We start from the raw sequence: 23,429 nt of genomic DNA, 5'->3' as shown, positions 1-23,429 counted from the left end.
TTATGCCCAACAGTTTCAGCATTGGCCCACTTGACGTACATTTCTATGGCATCATCATTATGCTCGGCACAGTAGCCGGAACCTTTCTGGCTGCTTATCGCGCCAAGCAACGTAAACAAGACCCTGAATTCGTTTGGGATAGTCTGGTTTGGGTCCTCATTGGCGGGGTAATTGGGGCGCGGTTGTGGCATATTTTCACACCGCCGCCCTCCATGGTCGCGCTGGGCATCACCACGAATTACTATCTAACCCATCCCCTGGATGCGCTGGCGATTTGGCGCGGCGGTCTCGGAATTCCTGGCGCGGTCATCGGCGGCGGGCTGGCTTTGTATTTTTACTGCCGCAAACAAAAAAACAGCTTCTTACTCTGGGCCGATATCGTTGCCCCCTCCCTGGCATTGGCGCAGGCCATCGGGCGTTGGGGCAACTTCATCAATCAGGAGCTTTACGGCGGACCAACCGAACTCCCCTGGGGAATTTTTATTGAACCGGCGTACCGCGTGGCCGGTTTCACACAGTTCACACATTTCCACCCCACATTTCTCTACGAATCGCTATGGAGTTTCGCCAATATGGCCTTGCTGCTCTGGCTGGGGCGTAAATTTGCCAAATCGCTGCATAATGGCGATATTTTCCTGGTCTATTTGATTGTTTATCCGGTGGGTCGTTTCTTGCTGGAATTTGTGCGCCTCGATTCGTCGCAGCTTGGGGGTATTAACGCCAATCAGGCCTTTATGGCCGTAGTCGCGCTGGCGGCAGGCGCGGCGTTGTTTTGGCGACACCGCAAAAAATAGCAAGCAAAAAAACTAACGCAAGGGCGCAATGAACAAAGCCGCAAAGGTTTTTATAATTTCTTTGCGATTTTGCGCTAACCAAGAGATGAAGCAATGATTATTGTTGAAAACCTCCGCAAAGATTTCGAAGATTTTACGGCTGTCGATAAAATCAGCTTCAGGGTAAAAGCCGGTGAAGTGTTGGCGTTGCTCGGCCCCAATGGAGCCGGGAAGACGACCACCGTGCGCATGTTGACATCGATTCTCAAGCCCAGTGAGGGACGCGCCAGCGTGGCTGGACACGATGTGGTGAGCAGCCCCGCGGGGGTACGCGCCTCGGTGGGAGTCCTGACCGAAAACCACGGCCTATATGCGCGCATGCCCGCCATCGAATACCTGCATTTTTTTGGCGAACTTTACGGCATGACGCCTGACGAACGCACGCAACGAATTACCGCATTACTGGCCCAGTTCGGCCTGGCGAACGCCCGCCAACACCGCATTGGCGAATACTCCAAGGGGATGCGCCAAAAACTGGCCCTGGTACGCGCCCTGCTGCATAATCCGCCCGTGCTGCTGCTCGATGAACCTACTTCGGCAATGGATCCGGAGAGCGCTCGGCTGGTGCGCGATGCCATCCAGGAACTGCGCTCGGCGGAGCGGGCGATCATCATTTGCACGCATAATTTGGCCGAGGCTGAAGAGCTTGCCGATCAGATCGCCATCATTCGCCGGGGGAAGATCATTACCCGGGGCACGCCGCTCGCTTTGAAGCAGCAACTCCTGGGGGCCGGGGAATTCGTTCTTCAACTGGCAGCCCACCTCAATGGCGATCCGGCGAATATCCCGCCCGGGGTGCAGATCAGCGCCCGGGGCGCCACCTGGCTGCGTTACCGCACCATGCAACCCGAAAAAGACAATCCGCAAATGCTGAAGGCTTTGCTCGAAGCGAATATCCCCGTGATTGCGTTGCAAGAAGTGCCGCGTAGTCTGGAGCAAGTCTACCTGCAAGCCGTGAGCGCGCCCGCGGGCGAGGAGGCACCCCATGTTGCGTAACCTGCGCCCGGCGCTGATTATTACCCGTCGTGAAATCCGTGACCAGTTTCGAGATTGGCGTATTTTGCTGCCAATTTTGGCGTTGACGTTATTCTTCCCCGGCCTGATGAATTTTGCCGCCAGCGAAGCCGTCAGCTTTGTAGAACGTTATGGCGCGCCAATAATTGGCGACCGGCTGATCCCGTTTTTGCTGATGGTTGTGGGGTTCTTCCCGATTTCGGTGTCGCTGGTGATCGCCCTGGAGAGTTTTGTGGGCGAAAAAGAGCGCCGCAGTATCGAGCCGCTGCTCTCCAGCCCGCTGACCGATCTGCAGCTATATCTCGGCAAGCTTTTGGCGGTGATGCTGCCGCCGCTGCTGGCAAGCTACCTGGGGATTGCAGTCTACCTCAACGGGGTTTACCAACAAGTAGGTTGGTCGCCCGACCCGGTTTTGTTGGTGCAGGTTGTCGCCCTGACAACAGTGCAATCGCTATTGATGGTCAGCGGGGCAGTGGTGATTTCATCGCAAGCAACTTCGGCACGCGCGGCTAATTTGCTGGCTTCGTTTATCATCGTGCCAGTGGCAATGTTATTGATCGGGGAAAGCATGATTATGTTCTGGGCGCGCTACCATATTTTGTGGTGGGCGATCTTCGGACAAATTCTGATTTCCGGGCTGCTGATCCGTATGGGAATTGCCTATTTCAACCGCGAAGAATTACTGGGGCGCGAGTTGGATGTACTCAACTTTAAATGGGGTTGGCAGGTTTTTTGGAAGTCTTTTCGGGGTGAAGCAAATTCGCCCTGGGCGTGGCTGCGGCGCGAGATTCCGAACACATTCAAAAATTTGCGGCTGGCATTGGTCTTCGTGTTGGCTGCCTTTATTGCCGCGGGTTGGATTGGCGCGCAACAGGCACAGATTTTCGTACTACCTGCCAACCTGATGAGTATTAGCAATATTCAGGATGGATTTGTGCAAGGCGTGGAGGGTTTTGAATCGCTGCGATTTTTCTCTATAGAAAGCATCCCCCTGATTGCGATGCACAATTTGCGGGTGATTGCGCTGGCTACCGTGCTGGGTATTTTTTCCTTTGGCGTGATGGGCCTGATCGTGCTGATGCTGCCCTTTATCATTATTGGCTATTTCACAGTCACCGTAGCGCGGGTGGGTATTTCGCCAGCCGTTTTTCTGGGGGCATTTATTTTGCCGCACGGCATCCTTGAAATTCCGGCCATCGCGATTGCCGGAGCCGCTATTCTGCGCCTGGGGGCTACGCTCTCAACCCCGGCGGAGGGAAAAACAATCGGCGAAGCGCTATTGCACTCGCTGGCCGAGTGGGTTAAGACCATACTGGTTTTGGTGCTGCCGCTGCTCATCGGGGCCGCTGCGCTGGAAGTTTTTATCACCCCTGCGGTGGTGCTGAAAATTTTTGGGGGATAGCTCTATAGAACTACCTCAACTCGATAGAATATATGATATAAAATACGCATTATGATCAAGATCATCATCCTGGGGTCTGCCAACTCTATCGCCGATGCACAACACGAAAATACACATCTGGCTATTCAGGAAGACAATGCGTTTATTCTCGTAGATTGTGTCGGGACGCCCATTGTGCGCCTGGAGCAAGCCGGGTTAGATTTCAATCAATTACACAATCTCATCCTGACTCATTCGCATCCCGATCACATCTCAGGCGTGCCATTGCTCTTAATGAATATGTGGCTGCTTGGACGAAAACATCCACTGAATATTTTCGGATTGAAAGAAACTCTGACTCTGATTCAGAACTTAATGGATGCCTACGAGTGGTCGAAGTGGCCCAATTTCTTTCCGGTTAACTTCCGCGTGCTGCCTGCCGAGAAGATGTCCCTGGCTTTGGAAACAGACGAATTACGCATTTTTACATCTCCGGTAAAACACCTGCTCCCCACCCTCGGTCTGCGCGTGGAATTGAAAAACAGCCACAAAATCTTTGCCTATTCTTGCGATACAGAACCTTGCGCGGCGGTTGAAGAATTGGCGGCTGGTGTTGATATGCTGATTCACGAAGCCACCGGCGAAGCCCTGGGGCACTCGTCGGCGCGCCAGGCCGGGGAAATTGCCCAGCGCGCCAAAGCCAATTCGCTGTATCTAATTCACTACAATCCGCGCGATGAGAATTATCTTAAACTGCCCCAGCAAGCCCGGGAGAGCTTTCGAGGCCCCGTGACGCTGGCTGAAGATTTTATGGAAATTGAGATTTAGGAAAATAAAAAAACAAGGTTATTTGTACCCCTGTTTTCGGCGAATCGCCGTTACCAGCCTTGCAGAAAAGGTTCCCACTCCTGGTTTTCTCTGACATACTTGCCAAAAATATACTGCGCCGAAGAAGATGGCTCAACCGGTTGTTTCAACAAGCGCATATTGGCCTGCTGAACTGTACGACCGCCTTTAAAGTGATTGCAAGCCGCACAAGCCGCCACTAGATTTTTCCACGAGTGCTCGCCCCCCAAATGGCGCGGCAGCACATGGTCAACCGTCAGGTTTTTCTTGTGCTGGCCGCAATACTGGCACGTATAATTATCCCGCCGGAAGATTTCACGCTTGCTAAAGCTAACATGTGGACGCGGGCGTTTGATCATCACCCCCAACCGGATAATTGAAGGCCTGGGAAACACCCGTGTGACCGCTTGAATCACCCCGCGGCCATTGAGCACCAAACTGGCCTTGCCAGAGAACATTAATAGAATGGCGCGTTTTGTCGTGCAAACATTGATCGGCGCAAAGTTTGCATTCAACACTAAAACCGGTTCCGACAAATTAGCCATCTAGCCCCTCACAGATGAAACAAGCAATAAGCAAAAAGGGATATGCATGGGGCAATGCCCCCGTGCATATCCCTTTTTTTGGAATTTTCAAGGAGCGCCAAGCAAAATTATAGCATAACTGAACGTGCTGCTCGCCAGTAGTTAGACTCAAGCCAATGACGAAAAAAACGCTTCTTCCATCCACCCCCGGCAGCTATATCTTGCTACTAAAACTTACCACGCCATTAACCATCACCATCGGCGCGCTGGGGGAAACCCAATTCCCGGCAGGCATCTATGCCTACCTGGGCAGCGCCCGCGGCCCCGGCGGTATCCGCGCCAGGTTGGGGCGGCATATCGCCGGGGGCAAAACACAGCGCTGGCATATCGACTATCTACGCGCCAAGACTGAAATAGCCGGGTATTCCTTTCTGCCCGAACTCAATATTGCTTCTGCAACAGCCATTCCCACAGAATGCCGCGGGAGCCAGGCGTTGGCACAACTTCCAGCGGCACAAATCCCCCTTACACAGTTTGGCGCACGCGATTGTCGTCATGGCTGCCCGGCGCATCTTGTGCTGTTACCGCCAGGCTTCGAGCTATCCGATTTGCGGCAACTTCTTACGGCGTAGCCGTGAGCATAATCGGAGTCAGTGTGGGGGTTGGCGTGAGCACGTACACTTGCGGCACCCAGCCTACACGTCCATCTTCATCCTGAACTTCCACCCACACCAAACCATCCGCAATTTCCTGGCCGTATAAAACCACCAGCGATTCACCCGCTCGCAGCGATGCAATTGCCGGGCCGCCGGGCGACTGGCGCAACTGCATCCCTGGAAAACGCACCGCAGCCGCGTACCCCGGATACACCGTAGGCGTGCCTGTAACGGTTGGGAGGGACGTAGCCGTTTCTGTGGGAAGCGGGGTTGACGAGGGCAAACTTGTAGGTGTAGCGGTCGGCGTGGCCGAAGCAGTGACTGTTGGACTCGGCCCCGGGGTGGGGGGGTAAGTAGGAGGAGGTGTATTTGTGGCTGTGGGGGGCACCTGCGGGTCAAGGCGTTGCGCCTGGAACTGATTCAGTAATAATTGAAATTCCTGTTCTTCAGCCAGCAAACCATCGGCCTGCAATCGGCTGCCAATGGCATCGCGCATACTGAGCATATCGGCATAGCCTAACAACGATGATGTGCGCACAGTAATTTCCAAAATCAGCACATTGGCATCATCGCTGATCTGCCATTCGGTCACTTCAGCTTGGCGGAATTCGGCCACTTCTTGCGCGGTAATTTCTTTGATCTGCTCATTGCGTTCTGCCACCGAACGCGTCGTATTGGCCTCGCGCACAAATTGCACGCTGATATAGGTCAGCGGGGCCAGTAACAACATCGTCACCAAAGACAAAACCACTAAACTGCGCGGCAGCCCATACAGGCGTCCGACCTTCTCTACGGAGCGAGGCATAAACCCCAGGGCAAAGAAAACCACCATCGCCGAGGCCGAAATCGCCACACCGTTGGTCACAAAGAGCAAAAACGCGCCCCCGGCCACATCCCAGCGCTGATATGCCAGCCCAATTCCCACCGTCGCCAGCGGAGGCAGCAGCGCCGTAGCGATCGCCACACCGGGCAGCGCCGCAGAAATATGCGGCATTGCCAGCGCAAAGGCCGCCGCCAAACCACCCGCCAGCGCTACCCCCAAATCCATCGGCGTGGGACGCGTGCGCGCCATCACCTCTGATGGCAACGAATCGGCAGTCAGCGGCAAAAAGGGCAACAAGCGGTTGCCCAGGGTGAGTATGGTGGCAATCAGCACCGCCAATGCCGCACCGCGCAACAAGGCCGTGGCGGCATCTTTGAGCAAACGGTCATCCCCGCGGATTGAACTCAGCCCCAGGCCGATAATCGGCGACATGAGCGGCGCGACCAGCATGGCCCCGATAATTGTCGCCGGTGAATTCATCAACAGGCCGAAGGTGGCAATTACACTGGAGAGCAATACCAGCAAGAAAAAATCAAAATCGGGATGCGATGAATTGCGCAATTGCACCTGAACTTTGCCGCGTTGTTCCTGACTGACTGGCGGCACAATTCGCCGCCAAAAGTGACGCACGGCCGTGCGCCAGGTGGTGGGCTTTGTGATCGGAGTTTGATCCATAAGAGATGTTCCTGTCGACGAGGGCTTGAGATAACGGGGGCAAAGACGATGGGGCGTACTTTCAGGGCAAAAAACGTCCGTAAAAATGCATCGCACCTGTGCAATTTTTTAACAAACCTATTTTACCCCATAGAAGCGAGTGGTAGAATCAGGACTATGGCATCCATTGCATCCGGTTTACTCGCCGACTTGCCCAAAAATATTCGTCCTTTCGATACCCGGCGCGACCTCCAACCCGCCGCCGATCTGATTGAGCTTTGTTTCGCTGAAACGCTCACTCCCGATGGACACCGCTACCTGCAAAATATGCGCCGAGCTGCCCGCTCCCCCGGCAGCCCCTATTGGGCAGCCTTGAATAATCCGCGGAATAATTTTCCTTTAGGCGGTTTTGTCTGGGAAGAAGATGGTGAAATCATCGGCAACCTGAATCTGATTCACTTTTTCCATCAGGGACGGCGGCTTAATTTGATCGCCAATGTTGCCGTCCATCCCAATTTTCGCCGACGCGGCATCGCACAACGTCTCACCCAGGCCGCACTGGAGAAAACCCACCGACGGCGCATCCATGAAGTGTGGCTGCAAGCCCGCACAGATAACCCAGCCGCACTCAACCTTTACCAGAATATGGGCTTTAGTCCCCAGGCGCGGCGCACCACCTGGCTAATCCATCCCCGTTCATTGGTAGAAAACGCTGTACCCGAACCAGGGAGCGTCACCATTCGCAGCCAACGGCACTGGGCACAGCAAGCAGCCTGGCTGCAGGCCAATTATCCTGCCGATCTGCGCTGGCATTTCCCGCTAAAAACACGCTATCTCCAGCCCGGACTGATGGGGCTATTATTGCGCTTTTTTGCCGAAGTACAAACCCGTCACTGGGCAGCCCAGCATCAGGGCAAATTGCTGGGCGTACTCACCTGGCAAGCTTCGCACACCCATGCCGATCATCTTTGGCTGTCTGCCTCGCCCCAAAACGAAGACCAGGCCCTGAAAATTATCTTGCCTTTCATCCGGCGAGAGCTTCTCCTGCGTCGCAAACTGGCGCTCGACTATCCTTCCGAGCGCGCCCAGACCACATTGATGGATGCAGGCTTCGAACCCCAGCACACATTATTGTGGATGAAGTTCAGCCAGCGTTAGCCTTTTCACCATCCGAAAGATGACCTCATCAACCACAAGGATATTCGCGCGCCGCATTGAGTTGGCGCGCCAGGCCCATAGCTGGAATCTAACCCCCAGAGATGCGATCCGTATTCAGACAGAGTTGCGCTCAAAGGTTGTCCACGCCCCATTGAGCAGCCACCCACTCCAGAGCGTAGCCGGGATCGACGTCGGTTTTCCACGCGGGAAGACTATTGCCCGCGCCGCGGTAGCGCTGCTCGAACCCACTCGCCTGGCACACCGCCTGGCTTCTGCAAAGAGTTGACTTTACCCACAACTCAGCGTATACTGGAAACATCTTCGGAGGCTGTTTGCTTATGCGAGTATCATGCAAAAACCGAGTTTATTTTGTGGCAAACTAAAGCACGCGCGTTTTCGCGTGCTTTTCGTTTAATCCAATATTATTGCTCACCTCGCAAACACGCATAAACTTCCATATAGATGGCATCAACCCGGGCAGTTAATAATTCAATCGGCCTTACGCAGTACGCTGAAGGATCTATCCTAAACAAAGCAGGCGGGGGCTTCACCACATACCTGTTTTTGGATTTTCCCGGCACGATTGCGTAAGCTCTAATTACAATATATCAGGAGACAAGATTATGGATTATGGGATGATCGGCAAGATCAAAAAAGCAAAACGCTATGCAACAGAAGAGCGCAGCCGCATTCAGGTAAATACCCTGAGCGTAACTTTTGACGGTAAGAACAACCCTCATCAAGTTGGTTTTGAGCAAGGACAATGGAAGTGTGATTGTGATTTCTTTCAAACCCGTGGACGATGCAGTCATACAATTGCATTGGAAGAAATTATGAAGGGTGCCGAGTGGGGCGGATAGTCTAGAAAATCAGTCAGATAGTGCTTAGATAAGTTTTACCTTGCACTATTTTTAAAACTATGCAGGATAAAAACGATACAAGCTCTATCCAAAAAGGAGTGGTGGAAATATGCGGCCACTCCTTTTTGGATTCAATTTTTCTGCCGCGCTCGCCCCATCATTACAATACACAGAAAGACGATCAGCGCCAAGAGCGTATCTACAAAGAGGGCACGAACAACAGCCAAAGCGCCATAATTCTCAAAGAATTTCCCCAACAGCCAGGGCAGGCCCATCGCCCCCAGGCCAGCGCCCACGAAAAACCAACGTGTCAATTTTCCAGTAAGTGAAATAATATTTTCAGCAAACGAGATGGTGCTCGGAAAAATGGCGGCAATGGACATCCCCAAGCTAAGTGTTCCGCCCCAAAGCGCAAGCACCGACGATGGGAAAAGTACGATCGCGGTTATGCTCAACAGCCCACCTGCCAGGCTCATTAGCAGCAACGTCTTCGGCTGTGTGCGCGTCGCCAGAGGGATACTGAAGATGCGCGCCACCGTAAATCCACCCCAGAAAAAGGCAGTCAAAATGGCGGCAGATGTTTCGGTCGCCAGCCCCATGGCGCGGGCATAGGTAAAAATCCAGCCGCTAAAACCAACTTCCAATCCCACATATAAAAATAAAAACAACGCGAGCAAGAATATCCATTTGCTGGTTGCGCTTTTTTGCGGTACTTGTACAGTCTGCGAAGGTTTCTCCTGTATAGGCGCGGCCGGACTGGGTAACTGCCAGATCCAAAATGCCATTGGGAAAATCAATATGGCAATCAGACGATATCCCATGACAAAATTACTGCCCCAATTCATGGTTTGCGCCAAAATCAGCGGCGCCAGAAAAGAGCCAACGCCAAAAAAAGCGTGCAACGCATTCATAAAGGGGCCAACTTTTTTCTGATGCACCCACACCAAGAGTGTATTCCCCCCCACATCGACAGCGCCCTCAGTAAATCCAAGAAAAAAGACAATCAATATCAGCAGCCACAAATGCATCACCGCCGGAAGCGCGAAAAATAACACCCCCAGTAAAAACAACATCGCCGCCATGATGCGATGCCCAGAGAAACGGTCGTACGCGCCCCCACTGAGCAGAGAGCCGCTCAAATAGCCGCCCGCCCGGGCTGAAAAAACCAACCCGATATTGCCCAGGGCCGTGCTGGTATTTTCAGCCAAAAAAGACAGCGAAGGCCCCATTGACGCGGTGACCATGCCCAAAATTATGAAAGCTCCATAATAAGCGTACGTCACGAGCAACGGGTTATGATTAAGTGTTTTCGATTTAGGGGTTTTCAGCACGGTGGTTTGCATCTTCATTCGTTAACGCGGCCAACTCATCTTCCAATTCTTCCAGTTGCTGTAATAGCCACGGTTGAACAGAATGTTTGGGCCAGCGGTCTTTTATTTCTTTGATTTGTTGTTCCAGTTCTTGAATGCGGGGGTTCATTTTTCCTCACTGAGGAACCTTCATTTACACGGCAGGCAACACATCAAATCCCGCCGGAATTCTGTGCTTATCACGCCATGTTACCGCCGCCTGCGTTGAAATTCATCCCAGCGACGGTAAAGGCGAAAAAGCATCGGGCCGACGAGTACCACTACCAAGACGATGACAATGGCAATTTCACTCCAGCCAATCGTAAGGACTGGGCGACAAGCCGCGGTGAGCAAAAACAAGGCAACGAAGGGCTTGCTCAAATTCATGGGCTGGATTGTATCATAGACAAAAAATCCCCTGGTCATATATGACCAGGGGATTTTTTGTGCGCTTGTTTGAATTTGAGCCTAGTGCCATGCGCCCAAAATCGCGCCAAAGACCACAAAATTGAGTAGATGATTGCCAGCCTCAATCGCCCAGATTTTTAGACCGTGCCCTGCGAATAATTTATTGACCAAATTGGTCGGAGCCACAAAACCAAGCCAAAGCAAAAAGCCAGTCGTCACGCCCGAGACAAGCGTGGCACCCCCTGCCATACTTCCCATTGCGTTGACCAACAGGGCCATAAATATAGCCTGAACAAGCGAGGCAAGGATCGTTAATCCCCAGGTCATACCCATATTACTGGTATCGGGCTCATCCTGCTCAGTTTTGCCAATTCCGCGCCACCAGATGGGGAAGAACGTCTTCGGGTTATACCAGACATACCCTGAGATCATGCTGGCGACTACACATGCCACAACTGCCAACCAGTTTATTGAACTAAAATCCATTTTATTCTCCTTTGACAATACGGACTAATATACTCCGATTTGCTAAATATTATAACCCGTTTCGTTGGATGAAGATACGACAACGAAGAGCACAAAAAATGGCGCGTAAGCTTGTCAAAGAATCTGGCTAAAACCGATCAATCACCACAACTCCGGTCGGAGGCGATTCACCCATAGATTGTAATACTTCGAAAGATTCTTCCAGGGAAACTGTCTTGCTGATCATTTTTCCGGGCTGCAGTTTACCCGTTGTAATCATATCCAGCATCGGAGCATACGCATGAGCCTGCATACCATGGCTGCCGATCAATTCAATTTCATTGAACATCACCCAACCCATCGGGATGGGAGTTTCTTTGTCTGCGTCGGCCATCACACCAACCTGAACATGACGGCCGCGTTTGCGCAAGCTCATAAGTGAGTTACGACAGGTTTCGTTGCTGCCCAAAGCATCCATAGAAACCTGCGCACCGCCTCCGGTGATCGTTTTGATGGCTTCTATAAGCTGCGCTTCCTCGCGCGCATTGAGCGTGACCGCAGCCCCCAACGTGTGCGCAAGCTTGAGAGCATCATCGTTAATATCCACCCCAATAACCTGGGCGCCCATGGCGCTGGCGATCATCACTGCCGAAAGGCCAATCCCGCCGCAGCCATGCACAACAACCCACTCCCCCGGTGCAACGCGTCCCTGAACCGCCACAGCGCGAAAGGATGTAATGAAGCGACAGCCCAGGCTGGCCGCTTCAATAAAATCTAAACTGTCCGGCAAACGCACGAGGTTGGTGTCCGCGTAACGAATAGCAACATATTCGGCAAACGAACCCCAGGCCGTGAATCCGGGTTGAAAATAATTATCGCAAACTTGCTGATTTCCTGAGAGACACTGTTCACAATGACCACAGCCGCAAGCAAAGGGCAGCGTGACGCGATCGCCCTCGGCCCAGCGGCGCACATCTTTGCCAACCGCGACAACAATACCAGCCAACTCGTGCCCAGGCACATGCGGCAAATGAACATCAGAATCATGTCCCATCCAGCCATGCCAATCGCTGCGGCAAATGCCATTAGCCATAACCTGAATGACAACACCATCGGCATGCGGCGTGGGGTCAGGTAGGGTTCTAATTTCCAGAGGTTGACCAAATTTTTCAAAAATGGCTGCTTTCATTGCTTTGCTCCTTCTACGCGTTGTTGGAAATTCAAAAAAACTCCGAAATTTAGGTAATCTCGGAGTTTTTAGCATCAGTTCTGTTTCATGCCGATGGTGACTTGCTCACCTTCAATCGTATGCGTCTCGATGAAGGCTTCGGTGGGGGGATCACCGGGGATTAGCTCAGTGGTGAGCGTCTCCGCCTGGATGTACTCGCCCCAGGCCCGGAACACATCTTCAAGCGAGCCAGCGGACGTGTACCAGGTGGTGATTCTGTCCTCGATGTTGAAATCTGCGCTCTTGCGTTGGGCCTGCACCCGGCGGACAATCTCCCGCGCCAGACCTTCGGCTTTGAGTTCTGCCGTTAGGGTGGTTTCAATCGCTACCGTGACCAACTTGTCCGCAGCCACAGCCAGACCTTCGGCGGCTTCGGTGGTGACGATGATTTCTTCGCTGGTTAGTGTAACGGTTTCTTCCCCAGTCGCAAGCTGCAAGCTGCAAGTTACGGGTTCGCCCGCTTCGACTTTGGCAACGACTTCGGCGGGGTCTAGCGCAGCCAATGCCGCCCGAAGAGCCGGGAAATCCGCGCCAAACTTGGGGCCAAGTAATTTGTTATTGGGCAGCAATTTGTAGCTCACCAAATCATCGGCAGTAGCAATAAATTCAAAGGCCTTGATATTGAGTTCATCGGCCACAATTTCGACCAATTCGTCGCTCAACTCGGCCTGCCCCTCGCTGACATAGGCCAACATTTTGCTAAGCGGCTGGCGCACTTTGATGCCTGCATCGCCGCGGGCGCTGAGGCCCAGGCTGGCCAGGCGGCGGGCCAGATCCATCTCGTAGATGAGTTTCTCGTCAATCGCAGCCTGGTCGACATCAGGCCAATCGGTGTGATGGACGCTCTCGTAGGCGTTTTCGAAGACACCGCGCACCAGATTTTGGTACATCACATCGGTGATGAAAGGAATCACGGGAGCCAGAGCGCGGCTCATTTTGACGAGCACATGCCACAGGGTGGCGTAGGCGGTATCTTTATCGCTGTCGTGTTCCGATTTCCAGAAGCGGCGGCGCGAACGGCGCACGTACCAGTTGCTCAGGTCATCCATCAGGGATTCGAAGGCCAGAGTAGCTGAATACGCATCGGAGTTGGTAAAAGCATCGGTCACACGCGCCACCACCTGGTTCAGGCGGGCGAGTATCCACCTGTCTAACGGATTGTCGCTTTGGGGCGTGGCTCCCTCCGGGATTGCAGGGTTGAAGCCCCCCCCCCCCGCCCCCCGGCCCCCTCCCCCCTCTCCCAATGGGAGAGGGGAAGGGGGTGAGGGAACCCAACCATCCAAACTGGCATACGTTGCAAAGAAAGAATAGACATTCCACAGCGGGATAATGAAGCGGCGGCGGGTTTCTTCAGCGCGGTGAAAACCGAAAAGCAGGTCATTTTCGGGCTTATGGGCGCAGTAGAGCCAGCGCATGGTATCTACGCCCATTTTGTCGGCGGCGTCGTTGAATTCGATGGAGTTGCCCCAGCTTTTGTGCATCTGGCGGCCATCTTCAGCCAACAGGCTGGCATAGCCAAAGTTTTCAAGGAAGGGCACTGAATTGTCGAGTACGGTTGCCATCGCCAGCAGCGAGTAGAACCAGTTGCGGAATTGGCCGGGGAAGGATTCGCTGATCCAATTGGCGGGGTACCATTTACGCCAGAAATCGGGGTCTTCGCGATAGCTGAGCGTGGAAAAGCTGACGATGCCGGCATCCAGCCAGGGGTTGCCCACATCGGGGATGCGGTTCATCTCACCGCCGCACTCGCAGGCGAGTTTGATCTTGTCGATGAAGGGGCGGTGGGGCGTGTGGCCTTTGAATTCATCCCAACCGGCGATGGCGCGCGCTTCGAGTTCGTGCTCATCGCCAATCACATGATAGCTGTCGCAGTCTTCACAGACCCAGATAGGCAACGCCAGACCCCAATAGCGTTTCTTGGAGATCATCCAGTCGTGCATATTGCGCAGCCAGTCGAGTTCGCGCTTGTGACCGAATTCAGGAATCCAGCGAATTTGATCGACCACGTCCATGATCTGGTAACGCAGGGAGGTTTCTTTCTCGGCGGCGGTGACTTCTTCGCGCGGTTTGTCGTAGAGTTCACCCATGCTGATAAACCACTCATCCACCAGTCGGAAAACCAACTCGGTTTTGCAGCGCCAGCAGGTAGGGTAGCGGTGGGTGTAGGGTTCTACCACATAGAGTACGCCTTTTTCTTCGAGATTCTTGAAAATGGGTTCGCCCACCTCGGAGACGTGCATCCCGCTGAGCCAGCCGAAGCCTTCAATGAAATCGCCTTCATCTTCGATGGGGGCAATCAGCGGGAATTTATGCTCCTTGCCAAGTTCAAAGTCTTCGGCGCCGCAGCCGGGGGCAATGTGGACGATGCCCGTACCTTCGGCTTCGCCGACTTCATCCCACAGGATGACCTGATGAGTCTGAGCGGCGGTGGCTTCAATACCTTCAATCAGTTCGTTGAGATAAGTCACGCCACCGGGTGTATTGGCGGCGGGCAGATCATCAAAGGGGCCGTCATAGGTCCAGCCTTCCATTTCTTTGCCTTTGAGTTCGGCCAATACCTGATATTCGCCGCGCAACATGTGCAGCGTACCTTTGGAAAGATACAGGATATGCTCGCCGTTTTGCACTTTGACGTAGTCGAGTTCGGGGCCAACGGCCGCGGCGACGTTGCTGGTGAGCGTCCAAGGGGTGGTCGTCCAAACCAAGAGTGATTCGCCGGGGCGTTCGCGCAACGGGAAACGGAGCGTAACAGAGCGATGCGTCAACTCCATATACCCATCGGTGACGATTTCGTGCTGGCTGATGCCGGTGGCGCAACGCGGGCACCAGGGCATGACATCAGCGCCGCGGTAAAGCCAACCTTTCTCCCAACTCTTTTTGATCATCTTCCAGATCATGAAGTTGTTCTCGTTGGAGAAGGTAAAGTAGCTGCCGCCCAGTTGGGGTAGACCCAATTGCCCGATGACCTGTTCCACCGTGTCGGTGACGGTTTTGCCATTCGGCCCAGTGAAGGTGATCTCTTGCAGCGGGTCTTCTAGCAGCCGGTCGGCCAGCCAGTTGAGTTTTTCAGGGTCGTTCCATTCCATCCAGTAGCCCAAACGCACGGATTGATCCGTTTGCACACCCGCATAACGCAGCACGCGCGCCTTGCATTCTTTGACGAAGGCATCCAGGCCGTAGGCTTCAATATCCATTTTCGATTTGAAACCTTTCTCTTTTTCGACTTCCACTTCAACCCATAAACCCTGGCAATCGAAGCCGTTCTGGTAGCGCAACTCGCGGCCGCGCATTGTCCAGTAACGGTTGTAAAGGTCTTTGTAGGTACGTCCCCAGCCGTGATGCACGCCCATCGGGTTATTGGCCGTAATCGGCCCATCAATGAACGACCAGGTTGGCTGTCCCTTATGGATAGCGCGCATTTTGGCGAAAGCATTCGACTCTTTCCAGAATTGCAATACTTCGTGTTCTTGTTCGATAAAATCGACTTTGTTGGGTACTTGTTTGAAGGCCATGTTTCCTCTCCGAAAAACAATTTACCACGAAGACACAAAGGCACAAAGGCACAAAGAGATGAATATTATCTTTTTGTTTTTCTTAGCGTCTTGGAGTCTTGGTGGTTAATTTCCTTTGTTGATTAAAATAAAAACTCTCACCCACTCAGGGACGAGAGTTGATAACTCACGCGGTACCACCCGGATTCCTGCCAAAATCAAGCAGGCACTTGGTCGGGGACTTTCAGCATTCACTGAGCATTCCCGTGCAATTGATAACGGATTGCAATTCCGTTTTCCCTACTCGCCAATGGCTTTCAGGTCAAAGCTCCGGAAGGATTTTCAATCTGCGTTTCTGCCCCGGCTCACACCAACCCCGGGTTCGCTGTCAGAGCGTAGCAAATTTACTCGTTTCCATCATCGCTTTTATTTTTTAATGATGGCGTGGATTATGCCATAAAGTAAAACAGGGGTCAACGTAAATATATCTGATTTCAGGGAGGTATAGAGAAAAGTGAGAATTTATATATAATGAAATAGGCTGCAATTCAAGAATCTATCATTACTGTCTGGAGGTAGCTACAATGATACGAAAAAACCTTTTACTCTTTTTTCTAGGGCTGGCTGTCTTCTGTTTCAGCGGTTTTGCGCCATCGCCGCCCGTGCTTCAGATGAAATTGGCGGATGATGAACCGGAACTGCCCTGGTATGTCTATGAGGCGCTATCGGGCGTTTCCGTATCTTTTGTCGAAAGTTTTGACGAGTTCGACGAAGAAAAATACGCTTACGGCGATCTTGAACACCGCAACGGCATCATTGAGTTGACATCCTATGGCGGCTGGGAAGGCTATTTCACCAACCTTTATCTAGACGGTGCGCCAGTGGCTTATCTGACACGCCTGCAACTGACCGAAGAATATAATTTCATCTACAGCATGGAGAGTGGTGTACGCTGGGAACCCGGTTATCGAGAATGGTCATTTATCGAGTACGGCCAGGCGCGTTCCTGGATGTATGAAGAGCAAACCGAATATTTTGAACTGGATGGAAATTCAGCCTTTGAAGTGGGTATCTGGTACGACGTGCTGGTAGCCATTAAAGAAGATGGCGCTGCGTTGGTCTACTTTTGGGAGGTCGCTGAACCCGAGGCATCATCCCATCTCGAAGTTGATCTGGGCCGCGATTTTCAACGCGATAACTGGAATCTATTGGCCGTTGTTGAAAATTCGCAGTTGCTCATCGACCACTTTTTCGTCCTCCGCTTTGACGATTTTGGCCCCGGCGATCCGGCCCCTGAAGGCGGCGTTGTCCCGGAAGATCAACAAAACCAAGGAGACGAACAGGAAAACGGCCAGCCCGATGAAGAGCAACAGGATGTTATCCCAGGTGGCGTTGTCCCGGATGATTCCTGCACTGCTTTAGATACCTGGCTCGGACTTGGGCACATGACCGTTTATGGTGAGGACGATGAAGGTAATTACACCTTCGATGTTCATATTCCCCCCGACTATCAGGTAGATACCCAACCCAACGATGATGCACTGGGCTGGGATGAAAAAGTCGTTCTGACAACCCCGAATGGCGTGCCAATAGACCTTTCGCGGGCCTGGATATATAACGAAGGTTACGAACCGCCTGCTGATTCCGCCGATTGGGGTTGGGATGAAAACGTCTCGTGGGTGGGCTGTACCCTGGAAGATGATGTCCTGCACTGTGCGGCTCCCGTTGCAAAAGAGGATGAAGTTGTTCGCATCATCTGGGAAACGCTCGATGCGGATTGGAACACCTGTGCCAGCGGCATCGTCTTCGAACGAAATAACGCGGGAGACTTTGAGCCTACCCGCGCCGTCCCTGGCACGCAGCAAGCCAATGGCGAAAACTGCGGCTATCCCCCACCCGGTTCTTATACGGTAGAGAACTATGCCCGTGATGATGGTACCTGGACGATTGGGATTGAATATGACATCATGCAAGATATTGATGGCAAATTACCGCTGGCTGGTTGCACTGTCAACGTTGCCGGTCGTTATACTACAAAGTGTGATGATGAAGCTGACCCCATGCTTTACTGCTACTTTAATCAGAAAATGGAAGAGACTTTAGGCCAAGTTACGCTGACAACACCTGATGGCTGTACCTTTGTTGTTCATGAGAGCTGGTCTGTCATGCCGCCTGAAGATCAGGGCCAACAAGATGCTGGCAATCCCCCTCCGCAAAACAAGGATGATGGCAATGATGGTGATAATGACAACGAATCAGAAAGCTGTTCGCAGGATATGAGCCAATCCAAATGTGAATCAACGGGAGGAAGCTGGCATACAACCTATTGTCTGAATCCGCCCTGTCCAGCCTGGTGCGATTGCCCGTAGCTAGAAACAAAAAAGGGCGTGCGCTGCACGCCCTTTTTTGTTTTCTGACCACATTTTTACGCAAATAACGGCTCGTACTGATTCGCCTTAGTAATCATTTCTGCCTGCGCCGTGTCACTCAGCGGTGTGAACTGTTCGCAAGCCTGCAGCACCAACGGCAGCACGCGCGTATCACCGACCGTACACAACCCGCTGACATCTTGCGAAAGCGCAAAATTGACCGCTTCCTGAATGATCCCCTGTTCGGTGAAGGGCTGATACCAGGTCGTATGCGTTGGCTCTTGCTCGCCCCACGGCCTACGGCACACGGTTTTGATAATCATCGTGCCTACATCACGCTCCCGACAGACGCGTATCAATTCTTCGCTGTTGCGCCGATATTCGGGGTTGGCATATTGTACAAAATTAAGCGGGAAAAGCACGCTGTCAAAATCAAACCGTTCCAGAGCTTCTAGATAAATTGCCGGGCTGTCCACGCCGTGGCCGGTGATGCCGATATAGCGCGTCAAGCCCTGCTCGCGGGCTTCGATGATCGCTTCCAGCGCACCGCCCGGAGCCGTGGCCGCGTCGAGTTCGTCCAGAGTGGTGACGGCGTGCATTTGGTACAGGTCAAATGACTCGACTTGCAGCAATTCCAGCGAACGGCGCATCTCAGCGGCGGCGCCTTCCTTTGTACGCTCCATCGTCTTGCAGCCTAAAAAAACTTGTTCGCGAATGCGCGGCATCCACGGGCCGAGGCGCAATTCCGCCTGACCGTAGGAGGGTGCGACATCAAAATGATTCACGCCCGCCGCGAGTGCCTGCTCCACAACCACATCGGCATCTTCCTGCGAAATCTCCCACAACGCAGCCGCGCCAAAAATAGCGATACTGCTCTCATGTCCGCTGCGTCCAAAACGTCGTTTTTGCATGACAAACTCCTTGATGAACCACAGAGCGCATAGAGATCATTGAGAGCTGATATGAAATTTTTTCTCTGTAGTCTCTGTGTGCTCTGTGACTTTCTATTGATTTAGTACAAAATCCAGCGCGTACTGCGCGTCTAAATAAAAACGATTCGCTTCCAGTGCGGCCCGAAAATCGGCCACGGCACCATTGATATCGCTCTGACGATACAATCCCCAACCATGCCAAAGCAACGCTTCCTCCGAATTGGGTGTGCGCTGTAGGGCATATTTGGTCACCGTGAGCAAATCATCAATGCGGTTGGTGTGGAAGTAGGCGAAAAACGGCCCAAATTGATACCGCAACATGCGCTGCGGCAGTCCGATATTACGCGCCTGATCGTAGGCCTGGGCAGCTTCTTCATAGCGTTCAAAATAGACCAGATTGGTGCCCAGGTTGAACCAGGCATAAACATCTTCGGGGTCTGCATCAATCTCGACCTGGGCCGCGTCCAGGGCTTGCTGGCGGCTGATGGCCTCATCCCACGCCTCCCCCAGGATCGCCCGCACCGTCTCTTCTTGCGCGGGCAAATAACTCAACATATACAAGCGATTGAAGGGCTGCCAGTATTCATCCAACTCGGCATACGTCAACACCTGATCGGGGCCATGATAGGTATCTTGTACCAGAAATACCCCGCGGGCTTCGTTGTAACCCGTCACCAGCAAATAATGCGCCGCCCAGAGATCGTCGTTAGGCCAATACTGGCCTGCAAAAAAGAAACTCGATTCAATCAGCACCGGGATTTCAGCCGCTACAAACTGCTTCAGCAACTCAATATCGCCGCCCACGCGGTATTGGGTGTTCAGCCAACCCGCATAGTTGCGCGCAAAATAGGCCAATTCTTCTACATTGACATTGCGGTCGCCGCGCACGGGCTTGAGTTCATTCGAAATACTGAACTGATCGCCCTCCCAACCATAATAATGCAAATACATCGAAAGCGCCGCCGGGCCACAGTTGTTCCAGTCTTGCTGCTCCCAGCCCAGTACGGGCAATTCAACTTTTTCGGGGAGCGGCGTGGGGGATGGCAGGGGTGTTTCTGTGGGAATATCCGCGGGGAGGGGGGTTGGGCTTGGCTCGGTGGTGAGCGTGGCCGAAGGGGTAGGCGACAACGCCGGAGCCGTGGGCGAAACTTGCGCCACCGGGGTGGGGATGGCCTCAACCGGGCTGACCACCCCCCGCAGGTAGGTCAGGGCAATATCCAGACGCCACGACAAGCGCTGGTTAATCGCCGGAATTTGATACAAGAGCAGGCCAACCAGCAACAGGCCCAATATAACTGCAAGGGTGAATATCATTCGCTTTTTTAGCATGCCAGAATTGTATCACCATCGTTGACGGGCAATACCCTGCATGGTAGAATTTTTCCCGCTTGTGAAACCCCGCCCCCATCGTCTAGTGGCCCAGGACGTAGCCCTCTCAAGGCTAAAACCGGGGTTCGAAACCCCGTGGGGGCATCGCCATCAAAGAAGTCGCTCATCACTTGAGTGACTTTTTTGATTAAGCTGGAACTTACGCAAAACGATGAAAAATATTCCGATGTCTGGAATACGAATGAATATTGCCATACTACAGCGCGATCTCGATGAACTACAAAGCTCCCCGGTGCTTTTTGACGCGCTGAATTTTCAGGCTCGCAAAGAAGCGCTCGATTTTGTGCGCGTTATCGGCAAGCTCCACACCGAGGATCACCAAACCAGCCCTGAGCGAGTCCGCTTATTTCAACAGGCTCAGGCGCTGGGTGAGCAGTTAGAAGCAACCAACGCAGCCCTGTTCCACGATTGGAAAATCCGCATTAAAAACCAACCGCCTTCTCGCGAAAAATTACGCCAATGGCTGCAACCCTACACAAATTACGCGCCGCACCAATGGGGCATATCCCATTATGGCTATGAAAATCTCGATTTTTTACTCGATGGCGTCTTACTTCCCCAGCCGCAGCCCCAGGCGAATCTCCCGCGCGAATATGGCATGGTGCGCTATGAACCTGCGCCCGCCAGCGTGATCCTTGAATTGACCGAGCGAGTTGCCTTCACGGATAACGATGTTTTTTATGATCTGGGCTCGGGGCTGGGGAAAGTGACCGCGTTAATGCACTTACTGACTGGCGTGCGCTGCGTTGGGGTAGAGTATCAGCCTGCGTTTTGTGCCTATGCGCGCCAGCAGGCAGCAGCCTTACAGTTGATAAATGCAGATTATATCCAGGCCGATGCGCGCGTAGCAGACTATGCCGATGGTACGGTTTTCTTTTTGTTCAATCCCTTTGGGGGCGATATTTTTGCAACAGTGCTGGAGCGACTGCGCCAGGAAGCGCAACAGCGCGAGATTCTGATTTGTTCGTATGGTGCATGCACCCAGCCCCTGGCAGGGCTGAATTGGCTTGAGCGTATCCCGCCGGTTGGTGATGATGATTTTTCCCTAGCCATATTCACGCCGCGATGATGAAATTATGCAAAATAGTAGCGATTCGTACTCTATTTTGTCGAGAAACGCGTAAATCATAGTATCATTGTGTTATCGTTCAAATATCAAAAACCCCCTGCTTTAGAGCAGAGGTTATTCCCATGATTTTTGTTTAGAGACCTATGAAATCAAAAATAATCCTACTTGTCGAAGATGATCCCAAAGATGTTGAACTTACACTCATCGCTTTGGAAGACTATAAACTGGGCAATCAGGTTGTTGTTGCCCATAATGGCGTTATTGCGCTCGATTACCTATACAGACGCGGCGAATTTTCAGACCGCCCTAAAGAGCATCCTGTAGTTGTGTTGCTAGACTTGAAGATGCCAAAAGTGAGCGGCCTGGAAGTTCTGCGTCAGGTAAAGGGCGACCCTGATCTCAAGCATATTCCCATCGTTGTCCTGACTTCGTCGCGCGAAGAACAGGATATTATTGAGAGCTATAATCTTGGGGTCAATGCATACGTCGTCAAACCGGTGGCTTTTCAACAATTCCTGGAAGTTGTCCGGCAACTGGGCTTGTTCTGGATTTTGACGAACGAAGTCCCCAAATAACAGGCCAGCTTATATTGCCAGGAGAATTAAATGTCGCCGTCGCTCCCATTGCGAATTCTGTATCTCGAAGATGATCCGTTAGATGCAGAACTGGCAATTCTAAGACTTGAAGAAAATGAATTCGCCTGCGATTGGCACCGCGTTGCAACGCAGGATGAATTTATTGCTTCATTGGAAAATGGCGCATACGATCTCATCCTGGCAGACTATAACCTGCCTACCTTCACCGGACTTGAAGCATTAAAACTATTCACAGAAACAAACCTGGATATCCCTTTTATTATCGTCTCTGGTAATCTGTGGGAAGAACTTGCCGTAGAAACCTTAAAACTGGGGGCCACTGATTATGTACTTAAAGACCGCTTATCCCGGTTAGGCCTGGCGGTTCGGCGCGCTTTGGATGAAAAACAAATTCAGCGCCAGCGCCGCGCAGATGCGCAGAAAATTCAACATCTTTTACAACATCAAATGGCGGCCAATCAACTTTCTATTGCCCTGGGAGATGCCCGGCAGCTCGAAGATGTGTATCAGATCATTCATGAATATGTACGCGACCTGATGCGTGTCGATACGTTTATTATTTCATCTTTCAGTCATCAGACTAACCTGATCCACGCAAAATATGTCTTCACAAATGGTCAGGTATGCGATGTGACGGCATACCCACCGATTCCACTCAATGAGAGCGAAAATGGTGGCCCACAAAGCCAGGTTATCATCACAGGAAAAGCCATTTATTATCCCGATTATCTGGCCGCTATCGAAGCCTCTAAAACACTGTACCATATTTCAGATACCGGGCAGGTAAACAAAACACATCCCATATCAGAATACGAAGAGCCCGTAACCCGTTCTGCCATTTTTGCGCCGATCAAAGAAAAAGGCGAGACGGTTGGCGTGATACAAGTGCAAAGCCACGAACTCGAAGGATATGAGCAAGACGATGTAGATATTCTCGCAGCATTGGCAAATGTGGCCGCTATCGCCATTCAGAACGCGAGCCTGCTTGAAAATACACAACGCCAACTCCATAAACTGGAAGCGCTGCATAATATCGATGTCGCCATTTCAGCCAGTATCGATGTACAAATCACCCTGAATATTTTGCTGGAACAAGTTGAAGCGCACCTCAACGCCGATGCATGCAGCATTGCTTTATTGCCTGCGAACGCAAATATGCTGGATTACAAATCGGTGCGCGGCTTCCGCTCACAAACGCTCGCTTATTCAATGTTCCGTTTGGGCGAAGGGCTGGCCGGGCGAGTCGCATTAGAACGCAAAATTATCCATATTGAAGATTTATCGCAGCTCGACGAAGAGGGTATTCAGCCATTTATCAGGGAACAGTTTCTTACGTATTATGGGCTGCCGCTGATCTCAAAGGGCCAGGTCAAAGGGGTGCTAG

General features: G+C 52.4%; 22 protein-coding genes, 1 tRNA gene and 1 other annotated feature. Of the genes, 13 read left to right on the top strand and 10 right to left on the bottom strand.

What is annotated here, in order from left to right; all coding sequences use genetic code 11:
• Positions 1-2: 2 nt before the first annotated feature.
• The 4 genes from HN413_10445 to HN413_10430 all read left to right on the top strand — a co-directional run bounded on the left by HN413_10445 (position 3) and on the right by HN413_10430 (position 4,056).
• On the top strand, positions 3-794 hold the full coding sequence (locus HN413_10445; protein MBT3390820.1) for a prolipoprotein diacylglyceryl transferase: 792 nt from the start codon (positions 3-5) through the stop codon (positions 792-794).
• A 93-nt stretch (positions 795-887) separates the two neighbouring features.
• Positions 888-1,829 (top strand): ABC transporter ATP-binding protein, encoded by a 942-nt coding sequence (locus HN413_10440; protein ID MBT3390819.1) that lies wholly within the window; start codon positions 888-890, stop codon positions 1,827-1,829.
• Positions 1,819-3,249: an ABC transporter permease subunit gene (locus HN413_10435; protein MBT3390818.1), complete on the top strand. Its 1,431-nt coding sequence runs from the start codon at positions 1,819-1,821 to the stop codon at positions 3,247-3,249. The genes HN413_10440 and HN413_10435 overlap by 11 nt, the downstream gene beginning before the upstream one ends.
• Before the next feature lie 51 nt (positions 3,250-3,300).
• Positions 3,301-4,056 carry an MBL fold metallo-hydrolase gene (locus tag HN413_10430; protein MBT3390817.1) on the top strand — a complete coding sequence of 252 codons (756 nt, stop codon included), beginning with the start codon at positions 3,301-3,303 and terminating at the stop codon, positions 4,054-4,056.
• A 50-nt stretch (positions 4,057-4,106) separates the two neighbouring features.
• Here the strand turns inward: HN413_10430 and HN413_10425 are convergent, their stop codons facing one another.
• Complete coding sequence (locus tag HN413_10425) at positions 4,107-4,610, bottom strand: HNH endonuclease (GenBank protein ID MBT3390816.1); 504 nt, start codon at positions 4,608-4,610, stop codon at positions 4,107-4,109.
• Between the two features lie 164 nt (positions 4,611-4,774).
• Here HN413_10425 and HN413_10420 point away from each other — a divergent pair, with 164 nt between their 5' ends.
• Positions 4,775-5,230: a GIY-YIG nuclease family protein gene (locus tag HN413_10420; GenBank protein ID MBT3390815.1), complete on the top strand. Its 456-nt coding sequence runs from the start codon at positions 4,775-4,777 to the stop codon at positions 5,228-5,230.
• Here HN413_10420 and HN413_10415 read toward each other — a convergent pair.
• A complete protein-coding gene (locus HN413_10415) occupies positions 5,220-6,752 on the bottom strand; it encodes a DUF389 domain-containing protein (protein MBT3390814.1) in 1,533 nt (510 codons plus the stop codon). The two genes, HN413_10420 and HN413_10415, sit on opposite strands and share 11 nt — an antisense overlap.
• A 156-nt stretch (positions 6,753-6,908) precedes the next feature.
• Between HN413_10415 and HN413_10410 the strand changes: the two genes are divergently transcribed.
• The 3 genes from HN413_10410 to HN413_10400 all read left to right on the top strand — a co-directional run bounded on the left by HN413_10410 (position 6,909) and on the right by HN413_10400 (position 8,749).
• Complete coding sequence (locus tag HN413_10410) at positions 6,909-7,889, top strand: GNAT family N-acetyltransferase (GenBank protein MBT3390813.1); 981 nt, start codon at positions 6,909-6,911, stop codon at positions 7,887-7,889.
• Positions 7,890-7,908: 19 nt separating this feature from the next.
• Positions 7,909-8,175, top strand: a complete 267-nt coding sequence (locus tag HN413_10405; protein MBT3390812.1) for a hypothetical protein — start codon at positions 7,909-7,911, stop codon at positions 8,173-8,175.
• 337 nt (positions 8,176-8,512) lie between these two features.
• Entirely contained in the window at positions 8,513-8,749 is a 237-nt protein-coding gene (locus tag HN413_10400; protein MBT3390811.1) for a hypothetical protein, read from the top strand.
• A gap of 131 nt (positions 8,750-8,880) precedes the next feature.
• Here the strand turns inward: HN413_10400 and HN413_10395 are convergent, their stop codons facing one another.
• From HN413_10395 to HN413_10370, 6 genes are all read right to left on the bottom strand, one after another.
• Complete coding sequence (locus HN413_10395; protein MBT3390810.1) at positions 8,881-10,098, bottom strand: MFS transporter; 1,218 nt, start codon at positions 10,096-10,098, stop codon at positions 8,881-8,883.
• Entirely contained in the window at positions 10,064-10,228 is a 165-nt protein-coding gene (locus HN413_10390) for a histidine kinase (GenBank protein ID MBT3390809.1), read from the bottom strand. The genes HN413_10395 and HN413_10390 overlap by 35 nt, the downstream gene beginning before the upstream one ends.
• Positions 10,229-10,308: 80 nt before the next feature.
• Positions 10,309-10,485, bottom strand: a complete 177-nt coding sequence (locus tag HN413_10385; protein ID MBT3390808.1) for a hypothetical protein — start codon at positions 10,483-10,485, stop codon at positions 10,309-10,311.
• Positions 10,486-10,566: 81 nt separating this feature from the next.
• The gene (locus tag HN413_10380; protein MBT3390807.1) at positions 10,567-10,992 is read right to left on the bottom strand and encodes a DUF1761 domain-containing protein; all 426 of its coding nucleotides are present in this window, start codon (positions 10,990-10,992) and stop codon (positions 10,567-10,569) included.
• 127 nt (positions 10,993-11,119) lie between these two features.
• On the bottom strand, positions 11,120-12,160 hold the full coding sequence (locus tag HN413_10375) for a zinc-dependent alcohol dehydrogenase family protein (GenBank protein ID MBT3390806.1): 1,041 nt from the start codon (positions 12,158-12,160) through the stop codon (positions 11,120-11,122).
• A gap of 74 nt (positions 12,161-12,234) precedes the next feature.
• A complete protein-coding gene (locus HN413_10370) occupies positions 12,235-15,711 on the bottom strand; it encodes an isoleucine--tRNA ligase (GenBank protein ID MBT3390805.1) in 3,477 nt (1,158 codons plus the stop codon).
• Positions 15,712-15,855: 144 nt separating this feature from the next.
• Positions 15,856-16,120: a binding site (T-box leader), on the bottom strand.
• 154 nt (positions 16,121-16,274) lie between these two features.
• Here HN413_10370 and HN413_10365 point away from each other — a divergent pair.
• The gene (locus HN413_10365; GenBank protein MBT3390804.1) at positions 16,275-18,059 is read left to right on the top strand and encodes a hypothetical protein; all 1,785 of its coding nucleotides are present in this window, start codon (positions 16,275-16,277) and stop codon (positions 18,057-18,059) included.
• 56 nt (positions 18,060-18,115) lie between these two features.
• On the opposite strand, the gene HN413_10360 is transcribed toward HN413_10365, so the two are convergent.
• Both HN413_10360 and HN413_10355 read right to left on the bottom strand, forming a co-directional pair.
• Positions 18,116-18,970: an aldo/keto reductase gene (locus tag HN413_10360; GenBank protein ID MBT3390803.1), complete on the bottom strand. Its 855-nt coding sequence runs from the start codon at positions 18,968-18,970 to the stop codon at positions 18,116-18,118.
• Positions 18,971-19,063: 93 nt separating this feature from the next.
• The gene (locus HN413_10355) at positions 19,064-20,320 is read right to left on the bottom strand and encodes a hypothetical protein (GenBank protein ID MBT3390802.1); all 1,257 of its coding nucleotides are present in this window, start codon (positions 20,318-20,320) and stop codon (positions 19,064-19,066) included.
• A gap of 71 nt (positions 20,321-20,391) precedes the next feature.
• On the opposite strand from HN413_10355, the gene HN413_10350 reads away from it, so the two are divergent.
• The 4 genes from HN413_10350 to HN413_10335 form a co-directional block, all read left to right on the top strand.
• A tRNA-Glu gene (locus HN413_10350) sits at positions 20,392-20,464 on the top strand.
• Between the two features lie 97 nt (positions 20,465-20,561).
• Positions 20,562-21,449, top strand: coding sequence for a class I SAM-dependent methyltransferase (locus tag HN413_10345; protein MBT3390801.1), 888 nt, complete (start codon positions 20,562-20,564; stop codon positions 21,447-21,449).
• 143 nt (positions 21,450-21,592) lie between these two features.
• Positions 21,593-22,024: a response regulator gene (locus tag HN413_10340; protein ID MBT3390800.1), complete on the top strand. Its 432-nt coding sequence runs from the start codon at positions 21,593-21,595 to the stop codon at positions 22,022-22,024.
• 30 nt (positions 22,025-22,054) lie between these two features.
• The coding region (locus HN413_10335) for a GAF domain-containing protein (protein ID MBT3390799.1) at positions 22,055-23,429 on the top strand (1,375 nt) is incomplete at its 3' end.

The organism is Chloroflexota bacterium, assembly GCA_018648225.1.
In the GTDB taxonomy this organism is placed as follows: domain Bacteria; phylum Chloroflexota; class Anaerolineae; order Anaerolineales; family UBA11858; genus NIOZ-UU35.
The sequence above is the reverse complement of the archived record's forward strand: the minus strand, read 5'-3'. Positions and strand labels throughout refer to the sequence as shown.